Genomic DNA, 16,404 nt, shown 5'->3' with positions numbered 1-16,404 from the left:
TCACCATAGTCATCGCGTGGCGACCACGGGAGGGCAGCACGAAGTTCGCCGAAATGCGGGGCGCCCGCCAGTGACGCCCGATCGTGGTTTTTGCCGCCTCCGCCGCCTACACCACTTCGCGTTTCGACAACTTCCAGCCCGGCCGCGGGTAGTGACACGTGTACCCGTTCGGGATGCGCAGCAGGTAGTCCTGGTGCTCCGGTTCGGCCTCCCAGAAGTCCGCCGCCGGCACCACCTCGGTGACCACTCGGCCGGGCCACAGGCCGGAGGCGTCGACGTCGGCGATGGTGTCCAGCGCCACCTGCTTCTGCTCGTCGTCGAGGTAGAAGATCGCCGAGCGGTAGCTGGATCCGACGTCGTTGCCCTGGCGGTCCTTCGTCGTCGGATCGTGAATCTGGAAGAAGAACTCCAGCAGCGCCCGGTAGTCGGTCTCAGCCGGGTCGTAGACGATCTCGACGGCCTCCGCGTGGCCCGGGTGGTTGCGGTAGGTGGCGTGGGCGTTGCGCCCGCCGGTATAGCCCACCCGGGTGGACACCACCCCGGGCTGGCGGCGGATCAGGTCCTGCATGCCCCAGAAGCAGCCGCCGGCCAGAATCGCGGTCTTGTACTCACTCATCGTGTCCTCCTTCTCGAAAATCGCCACGTACTGCCCGTACCCCTGTGCTTCGAGGTCGTCGCGGTGCACGAACCGCAGCGCCGCGGAGTTGATGCAGTAGCGCATCCCGCCGCGCTCGCGCGGGCCGTCCTTGAACACATGCCCCAGGTGGCTGTCGGCGTGCCGCGACCGCACCTCTTTGCGCGGGAACAGCATGCTGAAATCGCGCTTGGTGACCACGTTGCCGATCGGTCGGGTGAAACTCGGCCAGCCGGTGCCGCTGTCGAACTTGTCGGTCGAGGCGAACAACGGCTCCCCGGACACCACGTCGACGTAGATGCCCGGCTCGTGGTGGTCCCAGTACTCACCGGTGAACGCAGGCTCGGTTCCGTTGCGCTGCGTCACCCGGGCCTGCTCGGGGGTCAGCGCTGCGACTGCGGCGGGGTCCTTGTGGTAGGTCATATCTACCCAGTGTGCGCGCGGTTGCGGCTTCGGCGCCCGTCGCGGGCGGGGCGGTTACAGACTCGTCAGAGACCTCAAACCGGTGAGCAGTCGACGGCCACCTGCAATGCCCCGCAGATCTCCCGCATCCGCTCGTCGGCCAACCGCCCGATCCGCTCAACCAGAAGAGCCACGGAGACGCTCTCGATCGAATCCAGATTGGCCGCGCACGGCCTGGGCACCGGATCGGAACCAGGTTCCAGAACAACCTCGCTGGCCAGCCGCCGGACGGTCGTGGTGCACGGCGCAACGATCACCCGCCGAAGCCGCGGGATCGCCGCGTCGCGCGACAGGACGACGACAGGTCGCCGACCGATAGCGGCGATCTCGCTCCACCACACCTCGCCACGCGCCGGCAAAGGGCTCATGAGGCGCCCGCGGCCCGCCGCCACGAGTCGAGGTCTCCCCACTCATCAGGCTCGCCCGGCGGATGCGCGTCGTATGCGGCGTAACTCGCGTCAAGCTCGGCCGATCGGGTCCGCGCCAGTAGGGCGCGCAGTGCATCGTCCACCAAGGCCGCATCGGTGGCGCCGGCATGAAGCTTCCGAGCCTGCGCGAGCAGGCCGGTATCGACCGTGGTGCTCAAACGTGTGCGGTTCATGCCATAACTATGCCATTACACGGCGGGCGACTAGTTTGAGTCCGTGGCACGCCGCTTCTCCCGCGAAGAACTCGCCGACGCCTTCGCCACCTTCGAGGCCGAGGTCGACGCCGCAGCCCGCACCCGGGACTGGGACGGCTGGGTGGCGCACTACACCGAGGACGTCGACTACATCGAGCACGCCATGGGCACTATGAAGGGCCGCGATCAGGTTCGCGAGTGGATCTACCGCACCATGACGACGTTCCCCGGCAGCCACATGACCGCCTTCCCGTCGCTGTGGCACGTCATCGACGAAGGCACCGGCCGGGTCATCTGCGAACTGGACAACCCGATGCGCGACCCGGGCGACGGCACCGTCGTCAGCGCCACCAACATCTCGATCATCACCTACGCCGGCGACGGGCTGTGGAGTCGCCAGGAGGACGTCTACAACCCGCTGCGCTTCCTGGCTGCCGGGATGACATGGTGCAAGAAAGCCGCCGAACTCGGCACCCTCGACGACGAGGCCGCCGCCTGGATGGCCACCAGGGTTGCCGCCCAGTGAAGCTGCGTCTCATGTGCGCCGAAGCCCCGCTGGATCACTCCAAAGCAGTGCGTGAACTGGGCTGGCAGCCCATCCCGGTGGAGGATTCCATCCGCGCCGCCGCACGCTGGTGGCTGCACGTGGGCGCGCGGCTGTGATGCTGCGCCGCACCCTCACCTTCGACGGGCCGGCCAGCCCGGGCCACACCCTGGCCCCGCAGCGGCGCGGCCCCGGCGATCCGACGTTCCAGATCGTCGACGGCGACATCTGGCGCACCAGCCTGCAACGGACCGGCCCGGTGACCGCCCGCCTGACCCGCACCGCCGCCGACACCGTCGAATGCCAGGCCTGGGGCGACGGTGCAGAGGAGTTCGTCGAGAACTTGCCGCCGCTGCTCGGCGCCGACGACGCCGCCGGCGACTTCCAGCCCGAACATCCCGTCATCGCCGAAGCCCTGCGCCGGGTCCCGCACCTGCGCCTGGGCCGCACCGGCCGGGTGCTGGAGGCGATGATCCCGGCCGTCATCGAACAGCGCGTCCAGGGCGTGGAAGCGTTCCGGTCCTGGCGGCTGTTGGTCACCCGATTCGGCACGCCCGCGCCGGGGCCCGCGCCGGAACGCATGCGGGTGCCGCCGTCACCGCAGACCTGGCGGAGCATCCCGTCCTGGGAGTATCACCGCGCAAACGTCGACCCCGGCCGGATGCGCACCATCGTCGGCTGCGCCCAGCGCGCCGACGCCCTGGAGCGCCAGACCGACCGGGATGCCTTCACCGCGTTGCCCGGCGTCGGTGTCTGGACAGCTGCGGAGACCGCCCAGCGCGCCCTCGGCGACGCCGACGCGCTCTCGGTCGGCGACTACCACCTGGCGAGCATGATCGGCTGGACGCTGCTGGGCCACCCGATCGACGACGACGCCATGGCGGAACTGCTCGAACCGCTGCGGCCGCACCGCTACCGCGCGGTGCGCCTGCTGGAGGTCAGCCGGCTGGCCCAGTTGCCGCGCCGCGGCCCGCGGCTGGCCCGCCAGCGCATCAGCGGCCTTTGATTACCGCCCCCGTTCGCAGGGTATGGCTGGCAGCATGGGCGCAAAATTCACCATCCCCGGCATGACCGCAGAACAGGGCCGCAAGGTCGTCGACCTGCTGCAGAAGCAACTGAGCACCTACAACGACCTGCATCTGACCCTCAAACACATCCACTGGAACGTGGTGGGCCCCAATTTCATCGGGGTGCACGAGATGATCGACCCGCAGGTCGAACTGGTTCGCGGCTTCGCCGATGATGTCGCCGAACGCATCGCCGCCCTCGGCGCCTCTCCGCAGGGCACGCCCGGCGCCATCCTCAAAGACCGAACCTGGGACGACTATTCGCTGGGCCGCGACACCGTGCAGGCGCATCTGGCCGCCCTGGACCTGGTGTACGACGGCGTCGTCGCCGACGTTCGCACGGCAATCGCCGAGACCGACGAAGCGGACCCGGTAACCCAGGACATGCTGATCGGGCAGGCCGCCGCTCTGGAGAAGTTCCAGTGGTTCGTGCGCGCCCATTTGGAAAACGCCGGCGGCGCCCTGATCAACGAAGGATCGTCGACCGAACAGGACGCCGCCGGCGCTGCCCGCTAAGGGGCGGTTACTTCTCGGTTACTTCTCTTCGGTTACTTCTCTCCGACGAACTTCGCGTCGTACGCCGCGTCACGCACCGGGCGGCTGGCCAGTTCCTGGTACCTCGGGAACAGGATCGGGTAGAGCACACCGGCAAGCGCCGCGCCCACCAGTGGTGCGAGCCAGAACACCCACAACTGGCCGGGTGCGCCGGCGCCGTTGAAGAACGCCACACCGGTCGACCGGGCCGGGTTGACCGAGGTGTTCGAGATCGGGATGGAGATCAGGTGGATCAGCGTCAGGGACAGGCCGATCGACAGACCGGCGAAGCCCTTGGGTGCGCGGTCGTCGGTGGAGCCGAGGATCACCATCAGGAAGATGAAGGTGAGCAGCACCTCGGCGATGATCACGGCGGTCAGCGAGTAGCCGTGCGGCGAGTTGATCCCGTAGCCGTTGGCGGCCATGTTGCCGCTGGCGTTGAACTTCTCCCGGCCCTTGGCGATAGCCAGGATCGCAAAGCCGCCGGCGAAGCCGCCGAGGATCTGGACCAGCCAGTAGCCGGGCACCGCGGCCCACTCCACCCGCTTGGCAATCGCCGCACCGAGGGTGACGGCGGGGTTGAAGTGCCCGCCGGAGATGGCGCCGAAGGCATAGACACCGGTCAGCACGGTCAGGCCGAAGGCCAGCGCCACGCCCAGGTAGCCGATGCCGACGGAGTTGTCGCCGGCCGGGTTGGCGGCGAAGACGGCTGCGCCGCAACCGCCGAACACCAGCCAGAATGTGCCGATGAACTCCGCCGTGAGGCGGTGGGTCATCGTGGGGGCTGTCATGTTATGGACTCCTTACGAAGGTATGCGGACCACGTGCCGAACAGCGTCGCACTTCCGGCGAGAAGACCGTACTCAATTTTGCTGAATCTCCACCGGATTGAGACGCGCACCTCCGAGCACCCGGCGGACCGACACCCGCGCTAGCCCCGGCAGAACTTAGGCTTTCCTAAGTTGGCATTCGGCCCCAGCGTGCATATCGTTTTGTTACCTGTCGACGTGTGGACCGCTACCGGACATAACGTCGGCAAAACACAAGGGCCGCCGTTCACCGACGCACGGAGGAACCCGGACGGGGCGCGGCGCGCCACCCACATAACCATGGTTGGACCGCCGCGCGACATTTGAAGGGTTAGGTGCGTATGCCCAGTGCTGTCGGGCTCTACAACCCCGCTTACGAACACGACGCGTGCGGCGTCGCAATGGTCGTCGACATCCACGGTCGCCGCAGCCGCGACATCGTCGACAAGGCGATCACCGCGCTGCTGAACCTCGAGCACCGCGGCGCCGCGGGCGCCGAGCAGAACAGCGGCGACGGCGCCGGGTTGATGATCCAGGTGCCGGACGCCTTCCTGCGCGCGGTGGTCGATTTCGACCTGCCCGAGGAGGGGTCCTACGCCACCGGCATCGCCTTCCTGCCGCAGTCCTCGCGCGACGCCGCGCTGGCCGTCGAGGGTGTGGAGAAGATCGTCGAAGCCGAGGGTCTGACGGTGCTGGGCTGGCGCGAGGTTCCCGTCGACGATTCGTCGCTGGGCGCACTGGCCCGCGACGCCATGCCGACCTTCAAGCAGCTGTTCATCGGCCTGGGCGAGCGAAGCGACGGTAAGGGGGCGAGCGCGTCCGGCATGGAACTGGAGCGGCGGGCCTACGTGGTCCGCAAGCGCGCCGAGCACGAGTTGGGCACCAAGGGCCCGGGCCAGGACGGCCCCGGCCGCGAAACGGTGTACTTCCCGAGCCTGTCCGGGGCGACGATGATCTACAAGGGCATGCTCACCACCCCGCAGCTCAAGGCGTTCTACCTCGACCTGCAGGACGAGCGGATGGAAAGCGCGCTGGGCATCGTGCACTCGCGGTTCTCCACCAACACCTTCCCGTCCTGGCCGCTGGCGCACCCATTCCGGCGGATCGCCCACAACGGTGAGATCAACACCGTCACCGGCAACGAGAACTGGATGCGCGCCCGCGAGGCGCTGATCGACCCCGACGCCTTCGGCGGTGAGGTCGACAAGATCTTCCCGGTCTGCACCCCGGGCGCTTCCGACAGCGCACGCTTCGACGAGGTCCTCGAACTGCTGCACCTGGGCGGGCGCAGCCTGCCGCACGCGGTGCTGATGATGATCCCCGAGGCGTGGGAGCGCAACGAGGACATGGACCCCGCCCGCCGGGCGTTCTACGCCTACCACTCGGCGCTGATGGAACCGTGGGACGGACCGGCCTCGGTGTGCTTCTCCGACGGCACCGTCGTCGGGGCGGTGCTCGACCGCAACGGCCTGCGCCCCTCGCGTATCTGGGTCACCGACGACGGCCTGGTGGTCATGGCGTCGGAGGCCGGCGTGCTCGATCTCGACCCGGCCCGCGTCGTCAAGCGGATGCGCCTGCAGCCCGGCCGGATGTTCCTGGTGGACACCGCGCAGGGCCGGATCATCTCCGATGAGGAGATCAAGGCCGACCTGGCCGCCGAGCACCCGTACGCGCAGTGGCTGGAGTCCGAGCAGTTCCACCTCGACGATCTGCCGCAGGGCCCCTACATCCGGATGCCTCATCACCGGGTTGTGTTGCGCCAGCAGGCTTTCGGCTACACCTACGAGGAGCTCAACCTGTTGGTGGCGCCGATGGCGCGCACCGGCGCGGAAGCCCTGGGCTCGATGGGCACCGACACCCCGATCGCGGTGCTGTCCAGCCGGCCGCGGATGCTCTTCGACTACTTCCAGCAGTTGTTCGCCCAGGTGACCAACCCACCGCTGGACGCCATCCGCGAAGAGGTGGTCACCAGCATCTCCGGCACCCTCGGCCCGGAGAAGGACCTGCTCAACCCGACCGCGGAGTCGTGCCACCAGATCCTGCTGCCGCATCCGATCCTGCGGAACCACGAGCTGGCCAAGTTGGTCAACCTCGACCCCGACGACGAGGTGCACGGCCACCGGCACGGCATGCGCGCCGCGGTCATCAGCTGCCTCTACCCGGTGGCCAAGGGCGGCGCCGGTCTGCGCCGCGCGCTCGACGACATCCGGGCCGAGGCGTCCAAGGCCATCGCCGACGGCGCTCGGATCCTGATCTTGAGCGACCGCGAGTCGAACATGAGCATGGCGCCGATCCCGTCGCTGCTGAGCGTGTCCGCTGTGCATCACCACCTGGTCCGGGAGCGCACCCGCACCCAGGTCGGCCTGGTGGTTGAGGCCGGTGACGCCCGCGAGGTGCACCACATGGCCATGCTCGTCGGCTTCGGCGCCGCGGCGGTCAACCCCTACATGGCATTCGAGTCGATCAGCGACATGATCGACAGAGGCGTTATCTCAGGCTCCGCCAATGGCGGCGACTCCGCGCCGCTGGACCGCGACAAGGCGCTGAACAACTACATCAAGGCCGCCGGCAAGGGTGTGCTGAAGGTGATGTCCAAGATGGGCATCTCCACCGTCGCCTCCTACACCGGCGCGCAGCTGTTCCAGGCCATCGGCATCTCCCAGCAGGTGCTCGACGAGTACTTCACCGGACTGTCCTGCCCGGTCGGCGGGATCGACCTCGACGACATCGCCGCCGACGTCGCCGCCCGTCATCAGCTGGCGTACCTGGACCGGCCCGACGAGCGCGCGCACCGCGAACTCGAGGTGGGCGGGGAGTACCAGTGGCGCCGTGAGGGCGAGTACCACCTGTTCAACCCGGACACGGTTTTTAAACTCCAACACTCAACTCGTACCGGGCAGTACTCGATCTTCAAGGAGTACACCAAGCTCATCGACGACCAGAGCGAGCGGATCGCCTCGCTGCGTGGTCTGTTGAAGTTCAAGGACCCCAAGAACACTGGGCGCGCTCCTATTCCGATCGAGGAGGTCGAGCCGGCCAGCGAGATCGTCAAGCGCTTCTCCACCGGCGCGATGAGCTACGGCTCCATCTCCGCCGAGGCCCACGAGACGCTGGCCATCGCGATGAACCGCCTTGGCGCGCGGTCGAACTCCGGTGAGGGCGGCGAGGCCGTCAGCCGCTTCTCTCACGACGCCAACGGCGACTGGCGGCGCAGCGCCATCAAGCAGGTGGCGTCCGGACGCTTCGGTGTCACCAGCAACTACCTGACCAACTGCACCGACATCCAGATCAAGATGGCCCAGGGCGCCAAACCCGGTGAGGGCGGGCAGCTTCCGGGTTCCAAGGTGTACCCGTGGGTGGCCGAGGTCCGGCACTCCACGCCCGGCGTGGGCCTGATCTCGCCGCCGCCGCACCACGACATCTACTCGATCGAGGATCTGGCGCAGCTGATCTACGACCTGAAGAACGCCAACCCGCAGGCCCGGATTCACGTGAAACTGGTCTCCGAAAATGGAGTGGGAACGGTGGCCGCGGGTGTGTCCAAGGCGCACGCCGACGTGGTGCTGATCTCCGGCCACGACGGCGGCACCGGCGCCACCCCGCTGACGTCGATGAAGCACGCCGGCGCGCCGTGGGAGCTCGGCCTGGCCGAGACCCAGCAGACCCTGCTGCTCAACGGTCTTCGCGACCGGATCGTCGTGCAGGTCGACGGCCAGCTCAAGACCGGCCGCGACGTCGTCATCGCCGCCCTGCTCGGCGCCGAGGAATTCGGCTTCGCCACCGCGCCGCTGGTGGTCTCGGGCTGCATCATGATGCGGGTGTGCCACCTCGACACCTGCCCGGTGGGCGTGGCCACCCAGAATCCGGTGCTGCGCGAACGGTTCACCGGCAAGCCGGAATTCGTGGAGAACTTCTTCCTGTTCATCGCCGAAGAGGTTCGCGAGCTGATGGCCACGCTGGGCTTCCGCACCATCAACGAGATGGTCGGCCAGGTCGGCGCACTGGACACCACCCGGGCGTCGGAGCACTGGAAGGCCCACAAGCTGGACCTGTCACCGGTTCTGCACGAGGCCAACTCGGCGTTCATGAACCAGGACCTGTACTGCAGTTCACGGCAGGACCACGCCCTGGACAAGGCGCTGGACCAGCAGTTGATCGCACGGTGCCGAGAGGCGCTGGATTCCAAGGCCCCGGTGAGCTTCTCGATGAAGATCTCCAACACCAACCGGACCGTGGGCACCATGCTGGGCCACGAGGTGACGAAGGCCTACGGCGGCGACGGGCTGCCCGACGGCACCATCGACATCTCCTTCGAAGGCTCCGCCGGCAACAGCTTCGGAGCGTTCGTGCCGCGCGGTATCACGCTGCGGGTGCACGGCGACGCCAACGACTACGTCGGCAAGGGCCTGTCCGGCGGACGGATCGTGCTGCGGCCGTCGGACGCCGCCCCGGACGGCTATGTGGCCGAGGACAACATCATCGCCGGCAACGTGATCCTGTTCGGCGCGACCAGCGGCGAGGCGTTCATCCGCGGCACTGTGGGAGAGCGGTTCGCGGTGCGCAACTCCGGCGCGCACGCCGTCGTCGAAGGTGTGGGTGACCACGGCTGCGAGTACATGACCGGTGGCCGGGTGGTGATCCTCGGGGCGACCGGGCGCAACTTCGCCGCGGGCATGTCCGGCGGCATCGCGTTCGTCTACGACCCGCACGGCAAGCTGCCCGGCAACCTCAATACCGAGATGGTGGACCTTGAGGCGCCCGGCGACGACGACATCGAGTGGCTGCACGGCATCCTGGTGGCGCACCGCGACGCCACCGATTCGGCTGTCGCGCAGCGCATCCTGGCCGACTGGCCGCGACAGGTAGGGGATTTCGTGAAGGTGATGCCGCGCGACTACAAGCGCGTTCTGGAAGCCATCGCCGAGGCTACTGCATCAGGCGCGACCGGCTCAGACCTCGACGAAGCGATCATGGGGGCGTCCCGTGGCTGATCCCAGTGGCTTCATGAAGTACACCCGCCGCGAGACCCCGAAGCGTCGGCCCGTGCCGCTGCGTCTACGCGACTGGCACGAGGTCTACGAGGACTTCGACCACGAGGCGCTGCAGCATCAGGCCGCCCGCTGCATGGACTGCGGAATCCCGTTCTGCCACAACGGCTGCCCGTTGGGCAACCTGATCCCCGAGTGGAACGACCTGGTCTACCGCGACCGGTGGAAAGACGCCATCGATCGGCTGCACGCCACCAACAACTTCCCGGAGTTCACCGGCCGGCTGTGCCCCGCGCCGTGTGAGGCGTCCTGTGTGCTGGGCATCAATCAGGATCCGGTGACCATCAAGCAGGTCGAGGTCGAGATCATCGACAACGCCTGGGACGAAGGCTGGGTGACCCCCAACCGGCCGCACCTGGTGACCGGTAAGTCGGTGGCCGTCGTCGGCTCCGGGCCGGCCGGCCTGGCCGCCGCCCAGCAGCTGACCCGCGCCGGCCACGACGTGACGGTGTTCGAGCGCGCTGACCGCATCGGCGGGCTGCTGCGCTACGGCATCCCCGAGTTCAAGATGGAAAAGCGCCACATCGACCGGCGCCTGGAGCAGATGGAGGCCGAGGGCACCAAGTTCCGCGCCGGCGTCAACATCGGCGTCGACGTCACCGTCGAGCAGCTCCGCGAGGACTTCGACGCGGTGGTGCTGGCCGGCGGCGCGACCGACTGGCGCGACCTGCCCATCCCGGGCCGTCAGTTCGAGGGCATCTACCAGGCCATGGAGTACCTGCCGTGGGGCAACAAGGTGGCCATCGGGGAGCTTGACGAGCCGCCGATCACCGCCAAGGACAAGCGGGTGGTGATCATCGGCGGTGGCGACACCGGCGCCGACTGCCTGGGCACCGCGCACCGGCAGGGCGCGGCGGCCGTGCACCAGTTCGAGATCATGCCGAAGCCGGGCGCCGACCGTGATCCCTCTACGCCGTGGCCGACCTACCCGTTGCAGTACCGGGTGTCCTCGGCGCACGAGGAGGGCGGCGAGCGGGTGTTCTCGGTCAACACCGAGCGCTTCCTCGGCGAGGGCGGCAAGGTCACCGGCCTGCGCGCCCACGAGGTCGTCATGAAGAACGGCAAGTTCGAGAAGGTCGAAGGCAGTGACTTCGACCTCGATGCCGACCTGGTGCTGCTGGCCATGGGCTTCGTCGGCCCGGAGAAGCCGGGTCTGTTGACCGACCTCGGCGTCGAGCTCACCGACCGCGGCAACGTCTCGCGCAACGCCGATTTCGAGACCTCGGTGCCGGGCGTGTTCGTGGCCGGGGACATGGGCCGGGGGCAGTCGCTGATCGTCTGGGCGATCGCCGAAGGCCGCGCCGCCGCAGCGGGAGTGGACCGCTTTTTGATGGGCCACACAGCCCTTCCGGCGCCCATCGAACCGTCCGCCGCACCGCAACGTTAGTCACTCCTGTCACATTGGTAACAGGTTGGTGCGGCGTGTCTGCGTCGCTGATGGACGACATAAAGCTGTAATTGCTCAGGTTGGGGATGGCGCGGTAAAGTCCCCTTAGGTTGCCGACGATGTCGACCGCAGGAGATTCATGGTGTACCTCAACCCGATCACGAGTCCACCCCGTTCCCGGGCTGCCCGTATGGCCTGGTCAATGCTTCGCCACCCGGTCAAAAGCCGGGAATTTCCGGCCAAGCACGAGCGCCTGGTCACCCCCGCCGACCTGATGCAGTTCGGCTTCTGACCTCAGGCCCCACCGAGTGTGGGGCCTGTTCACCCTTTCGACCCATCAGGCACGTAGCCGGCACTCGGCGTTGCAGCCGTGGGGTCTGAAAAATAAACCATCAGCCCGGTTCGGCCTCTGAGCAAAATCTCGTCTATCGGGGCAGCTGCGGAGTGGCATCGAGCCGGCTGGGTATTCAGCAAACCTGCTCGCTAACGCCTCCGCGCTGGGGCGGTCCACTTCTGCCGCCAAGCCGTGCGGAACGCAGGACCCCTCCCGTGGCAAACGCCACAGCGTTTTTCGGCGCCATCGCTGCAGCTAAAGATGCCGATAGCCGCCCCGCCAGGCGCCGAGCCAACCGCGCCTGCCTCAGCGACACGGAGTGTCGCCACTCAGTGTTCCGCTATGCGCGGCGGCAGCGGACACGATCTCAGACTTGGCCGGCTGGCGTAGGTTCATTCGGCAACCGCAGTCTCGATCGGGCGAGAAAACGGAGAGGCCGAGGATCCCTAGCAAACTTGTCGACCTAACAGAAGATCCCAGCGTGACGGAGATCGAGATGCTCTACGAGACCCAGTCCGACAACGATTACAAGCCCGAGTACACGGTACGGATCCGGCGTTTCACCGATCTGCTGGCTCTCTCGGGGCCGCAGGCAACGAAAATCGGCTCGGCGGTCTCCTTGCTACAGCCGGGCGAATCCATCCAGAAGCATCAGCACCCGGTGACCGAGTTTCTCTACCTGATCAACGGCGAAGCCGAGGTCTGGATTGAGGGACACACCCAGCGACTGACTGAAGGGGATGTCGTCGTACTTCCGCCGGACCGCCTGCATTGCGTGACGAATATCGGTGACGAGCCGTTCCGGCTGTTCAGCTTCTGGTGGAGCGAAGCGACCGCCCCGTGACGGAATCGCCGTCGCTGTCCGTCCTGTTCACCCCTCCGCCCACCCCTAATGGCGGCCTGCATGTGGGCCATGTGTCGGGGCCGTACCTGCGGGCCGACCTCAACTGCCGACTGGCCAATGCCTTGGGGCATGCGGCAACGCACTGTTCGCACGTCGACAACTACCAGACGTACGTCGCGACGAAGGCACATCAGCTCGGTCGAGATCCCTACGAACTTCGCCAGGAAATGACGTCTCTGATCGCCAAGGACTTCGCCGACTTCGGGATCGGTGTGCGCTGGAATGTGGACAACACCGCCCCGAACTATCGCAGTTTCCTCGACGGCGCGCTCACCGAACTGTTCTCGGATGTCCGCGCCACTGGACGAGTCGAATTCGTCGGCACCGATCCCCGGCGCGGGGCCGCCGAAGCGTTCGTCGCCGTGACGTGTCCGCAGTGTCTTCAGCGCGCGTCACTTAACGTCTGCGAGAACTGTGCGCGACCACTCGACTTGTCTGATGCCATCGACGCCGTCGAAGAGTCTACTGGTAATCGCACCTTCATCGAGGGCGATTCCGGGGAATTCCCCGCAACCTTGACCATCACCGAAGACGACTTGAGTTTCGTACGTGCGCAGTACCGACACGGCCTGGTGTTCGATAACGCTTTCGTGGCTGCGCTGCTGCAGGACCTCAGTGCCCATTCGGTCGCGCTCACCTTCCGCAGTGACTACGGCTACGAGGTCGGCCCGGGACGGGTGATCAACCCGTGGATCGAGATCTTTTTCGCTCACGCCTACTCGCTGGGCTTAGTGCTCGGCCTGCCCGAGACCATGTCGGTCGCGCAGTTGCGCACGGCGCTCGAAAGCCGGCGCGGGGTCGAAGTGAGCTACTACTTCGGCTCCGACAACGCCTACTACTATGCGGTTCTGTTTCCGTTGTTGGCCAAAATAATGCGGTTTCCAGCGCTCCTCCCGGTCGCACTCAAAGCCAACCGCTTTCTTCGCCTCAATGGTCGCAAGATGTCGTCGAGCCGCAGTAATGCGATTTGGGCGAGAGACCTCACCCCCGATGGCCCGGGTCGGTTGCTGCGCCGAGAATTGGCGATGTCCTGCCCGGAATACGCTGAACAGGAACTCCGGAACCCGTCTGACCATAGCGACCTCGATTGGCCGGCAGCAGAACCCGAAGCTCGCCCGGTATTCGATAACCCGGCGACGGAAATCGGCCGGTGCTTTCGTGTCGGTCTCGGTAAAGAGGCTCACCCGCAGCGGTTCTCGGTCGCCGGCTTGCTGAAACGAATCGACAAGGCGGTGGAGTACACCAATCTTTCGCACGGATCCGCAGCGGAACGATCCGAGCTCACCGCGATGGTGGGTTATCTGCTTGCGGCGCTGGAACTCTGAGGAGCAGTGGTGCCACATAACGGGCGAAGATTGCGCCTCGGGATCGTGGGTGCGGGCGCTGCGTGCGTCACCGCACTCTACGAGCTGTTCGACCGATTCCATGGCGGATTGCCGCACATCACTGTGATCGATGGCGGTGCGATCGGGACCGGAAATGTGTTCGCACCAGACCTGGACTGCGCCTTAGTCAACAGACAAGCCAAGCACATGTCCGTGCTGTTCGACCGGCAGGACGACTTCGTGAAGTGGGCACAACGGTACGAACTGTCGATCGGCAATCCTGGTGCTGAGCGGGAGTATTACAGCCGCAGCGTTTTTGGTCGTTATCTCCAGCAGCGCTTCGACGAGATATGCGTGAATTGGCGAGCTGCTGGTGCGCCGATCGAGGTGGTGCGCGGCTACGCGGATAGTTTCGACGAGGTGGACGGCGCGTTGCGTATCGGGGTCGGGGAGAACTCGGTGCACGTCGATTTCGTCATCCTGTGTACCGGCCACGGGCGGCGCACCGGGGTGCCTGCGACATCGACGACGATGCTGCGGCCTTACCCATTGGCCGACCTGGTAACCGCGACGCAAGGCTGTCACCGAGTGGCTGTGGTCGGCGCCGGTCTCACCGCGATCGACTCCGTTCTGGGTCTGCTGACGGTCCGCAGCGTCGAACAGATTTCGATGTTCTCCCGAACTGGGATTCTGCCCGACATCAGGGCCGACTTCGACGAGGATCTTGCCCTCACCGTGCCGGAACGTTCCGCTCATCAGGGCGCAACCCTCGATGAGCTCCGTGAGCGATTCCACTCCGAGCTGAACGCATACGGCGTTACGGAATCGGACCTGCGCGGTTATATCGCGCGGCTACGAGGCGGACTGAACAGCTTCATGGCCGCCGATTGGATCACTGAGGCGGAGCGCACGATCCAGAATCTCGCCATCTCAATGGCCAATCGTGACGTGCCGACTTACTGGCATGGATTTAGTGACAACGATCGGGACGCATTCGACGCCAAGTACTTTCGGCTGATGCAGGCGATCTGCAGTCCTATCCCGCTAGCAACCGCCGAAACACTGCGCGCTGCGATCCGTAGCGGCCGGCTGCAGGTAGGCGTCGGGGAGGCGGCCGCCACGCCAGACGGCTGGCTAGTGGGTGACAAGACCTTCGACGCGGTCGTCGACGGGACAGGGACGGCGACCAGCGCCGAACAGGAACGATTCGAGCACCGTCTCGTCGCCGCCGGGCTTGCGATCGGCGAGCGATACGGCGGAATACGAGTCGACTTCGATACGGGAAATGTGCTGTCCGTCAATGGCGAACAGACGCGGCTCTATGCGATTGGTTACGCCACCAGGGGTTCGCTGCTGTACTCCTCGTCGCTGTACCAGGCGACCCGCAACGTCAAAGGCGTCGTGGCGGACATCGCTCGTGCGGCGCAATACTCGATGAGCGCACTGGCCTAGCAGAAGCGCGGACAGAGAAGACCGATATGACTATGGACCCATGGACGCAGCCGCCGACGCTGCAAGGCGATCAGGTGTTGATTCGCCCTACCGTTGCAGCGGACGCCGACGGCATGGCTCGCGCCTACGACGACCCGGACACCTTCCGTTACTTCCCCTTCGGGATCGAGTCCGAGCCCCCATCGGCAGCGTCGGTCACCCACGCATTGACTTCCGGGCGCCTCACTCTAACTCAGATCGACGCGCGCAACGGTCAGATCGTGGGTTCAACCTCGTTGTACAACACCAGCAAAGCACACGGTCGGGTCACGGTCGGTTACACCTGGCTGTCTTCGAAAGTACGCGGAACTGGGATCAATTCGGAGTCCAAGCTCCTGCTGCTGAGTCACATCTTCGGGGTCATGGGTGCCCGGCGCGTCGAGTTCAATGTCGACGATCTCAACACTCGTTCGCGAGCAGCTGTGCTCGCTATCGGAGCGGCCGAGGAGGGCGCATTGCGCAACCATGCTCGTCGCCGCGACGGGACGTGGCGCACAACGATGGTCTACTCGGTCATCGACGACGAGTGGCCGGCCGTTCGAGCCGCGTTACAGCGTCGCATCGAAGCCCGGCGATAGTAGGACAGCCCATGGATCTCGACGCGATCGTGCATCGTGCCCATGCACTGGAGGAAGTCACGACCGAAACCGATCTGCGCACAGGTTTATTGCGCGACGAGCTGGCGACCAGCGAAGACTTTTATCGGGCTCGCGGGGCGTCGGCGATTATGCGGACCGCGCACTTCCCCGACGATCTATTCTTCTTCCTGCAATTGGAGTCGTTGGCCATCCTGCAGTCGATCCGCGTTTACAACTGCGATGTGCTGGTCGAGATGGGCTGCTACGACGGCCGGGCGCTGGAGGTGGCACGCTCAGCCGAGGTTTCTTATCTCGGGGTGGACATCAACGATCAAGCCGTCGAGGTACTGCGCCAGCGGATTGTCAGCGAAGGCCTGCAGCGCACCGCCAAGGCGGTGACTGGCGATGTCACATCCCCGGGGCAGTGGAACAGCGCCGTGGTGGGAGATGTGCCGCTATATGTGCTCCCGTTCAATATCATTGGAAACCTTCCCGACCCCACTTCGGTCTTCCGCGCGATGCACGGATGTGCCGGCTACGGCATCGTGACGGTATTCAATTCGGACGTGTGGACGACGGAACTGCGGCGCGACTACTACTCCGCGTGCGGTATCGCGCTCTCCGGGATCGAACAGGCCCCGTACGGCGGTGTGCGTTTCCGTGGG

At 66.1% G+C, this 16,404-nt stretch carries 13 protein-coding genes and 2 pseudogenes; 11 read left to right on the top strand and 4 right to left on the bottom strand.

All coding sequences use genetic code 11. The features are described 5' to 3' along the window. Positions 1-106: 106 nt before the first annotated feature. The 3 genes and pseudogenes from ADBZ6I_RS01615 to ADBZ6I_RS01605 all read right to left on the bottom strand — a co-directional run. Entirely contained in the window at positions 107-1,057 is a 951-nt protein-coding gene (locus tag ADBZ6I_RS01615; protein WP_526380195.1) for a bifunctional methionine sulfoxide reductase B/A protein, read from the bottom strand. A 74-nt stretch (positions 1,058-1,131) separates the two neighbouring features. Continuing rightward, complete coding sequence (locus tag ADBZ6I_RS01610) at positions 1,132-1,464, bottom strand: type II toxin-antitoxin system PemK/MazF family toxin (protein ID WP_526380193.1); 333 nt, start codon at positions 1,462-1,464, stop codon at positions 1,132-1,134. Continuing rightward, a pseudogene (locus ADBZ6I_RS01605) lies at positions 1,461-1,712 on the bottom strand (type II toxin-antitoxin system VapB family antitoxin); the annotation flags it as partial. The pseudogene ADBZ6I_RS01605 and the gene ADBZ6I_RS01610, both read right to left, overlap by 4 nt. Positions 1,713-1,740: 28 nt before the next feature. On the opposite strand from ADBZ6I_RS01605, the gene ADBZ6I_RS01600 reads away from it, so the two are divergent. The 4 genes and pseudogenes from ADBZ6I_RS01600 to ADBZ6I_RS01585 all read left to right on the top strand — a co-directional run bounded on the left by ADBZ6I_RS01600 (position 1,741) and on the right by ADBZ6I_RS01585 (position 3,845). Next, entirely contained in the window at positions 1,741-2,244 is a 504-nt protein-coding gene (locus ADBZ6I_RS01600; protein ID WP_526380191.1) for a nuclear transport factor 2 family protein, read from the top strand. Between the two features lie 2 nt (positions 2,245-2,246). Next, a pseudogene (locus ADBZ6I_RS01595) lies at positions 2,247-2,381 on the top strand (NAD-dependent epimerase/dehydratase family protein); the annotation flags it as partial. Further along, positions 2,381-3,268, top strand: a complete 888-nt coding sequence (locus ADBZ6I_RS01590; RefSeq protein ID WP_526380241.1) for a DNA-3-methyladenine glycosylase family protein — start codon at positions 2,381-2,383, stop codon at positions 3,266-3,268. The pseudogene ADBZ6I_RS01595 and the gene ADBZ6I_RS01590, both read left to right, overlap by 1 nt. A 34-nt stretch (positions 3,269-3,302) precedes the next feature. Further along, complete coding sequence (locus ADBZ6I_RS01585) at positions 3,303-3,845, top strand: Dps family protein (protein ID WP_526380189.1); 543 nt, start codon at positions 3,303-3,305, stop codon at positions 3,843-3,845. A gap of 32 nt (positions 3,846-3,877) precedes the next feature. Here ADBZ6I_RS01585 and aqpZ read toward each other — a convergent pair whose 3' ends face one another. Next, positions 3,878-4,654: an aquaporin Z gene (gene aqpZ / locus ADBZ6I_RS01580; RefSeq protein WP_526380187.1), complete on the bottom strand. Its 777-nt coding sequence runs from the start codon at positions 4,652-4,654 to the stop codon at positions 3,878-3,880. Between the two features lie 359 nt (positions 4,655-5,013). On the opposite strand from aqpZ, the gene gltB reads away from it, so the two are divergent. The 7 genes from gltB to ADBZ6I_RS01545 form a co-directional block, all read left to right on the top strand. After that, complete coding sequence (gene gltB / locus ADBZ6I_RS01575) at positions 5,014-9,663, top strand: glutamate synthase large subunit (RefSeq protein WP_526380185.1); 4,650 nt, start codon at positions 5,014-5,016, stop codon at positions 9,661-9,663. Beyond that, positions 9,656-11,107, top strand: coding sequence for a glutamate synthase small subunit (gltD, locus tag ADBZ6I_RS01570; protein WP_526380183.1), 1,452 nt, complete (start codon positions 9,656-9,658; stop codon positions 11,105-11,107). Before gltB ends, gltD begins: the two co-directional genes overlap by 8 nt. An 815-nt stretch (positions 11,108-11,922) precedes the next feature. Next, positions 11,923-12,285, top strand: coding sequence for a cupin domain-containing protein (locus ADBZ6I_RS01565; protein WP_526380181.1), 363 nt, complete (start codon positions 11,923-11,925; stop codon positions 12,283-12,285). Continuing rightward, positions 12,282-13,670, top strand: a complete 1,389-nt coding sequence (locus ADBZ6I_RS01560) for a class I tRNA ligase family protein (RefSeq protein WP_313673477.1) — start codon at positions 12,282-12,284, stop codon at positions 13,668-13,670. The genes ADBZ6I_RS01565 and ADBZ6I_RS01560 overlap by 4 nt, the downstream gene beginning before the upstream one ends. 30 nt (positions 13,671-13,700) lie before the next feature. Further along, entirely contained in the window at positions 13,701-15,122 is a 1,422-nt protein-coding gene (locus tag ADBZ6I_RS01555) for an FAD/NAD(P)-binding protein (protein ID WP_313673476.1), read from the top strand. 32 nt (positions 15,123-15,154) lie between these two features. Continuing rightward, positions 15,155-15,739 (top strand): GNAT family N-acetyltransferase, encoded by a 585-nt coding sequence (locus ADBZ6I_RS01550; RefSeq protein ID WP_526380179.1) that lies wholly within the window; start codon positions 15,155-15,157, stop codon positions 15,737-15,739. A gap of 11 nt (positions 15,740-15,750) precedes the next feature. After that, on the top strand, positions 15,751-16,404 hold a 654-nt coding region (locus ADBZ6I_RS01545; RefSeq protein ID WP_526380177.1), incomplete at its 3' end, for a class I SAM-dependent methyltransferase.

Source organism: Mycobacterium sp. (genome assembly GCF_044342925.1).
Taxonomy (GTDB): domain Bacteria; phylum Actinomycetota; class Actinomycetes; order Mycobacteriales; family Mycobacteriaceae; genus Mycobacterium.
This window is presented reverse-complemented; position numbering and strand designations above follow the sequence as displayed.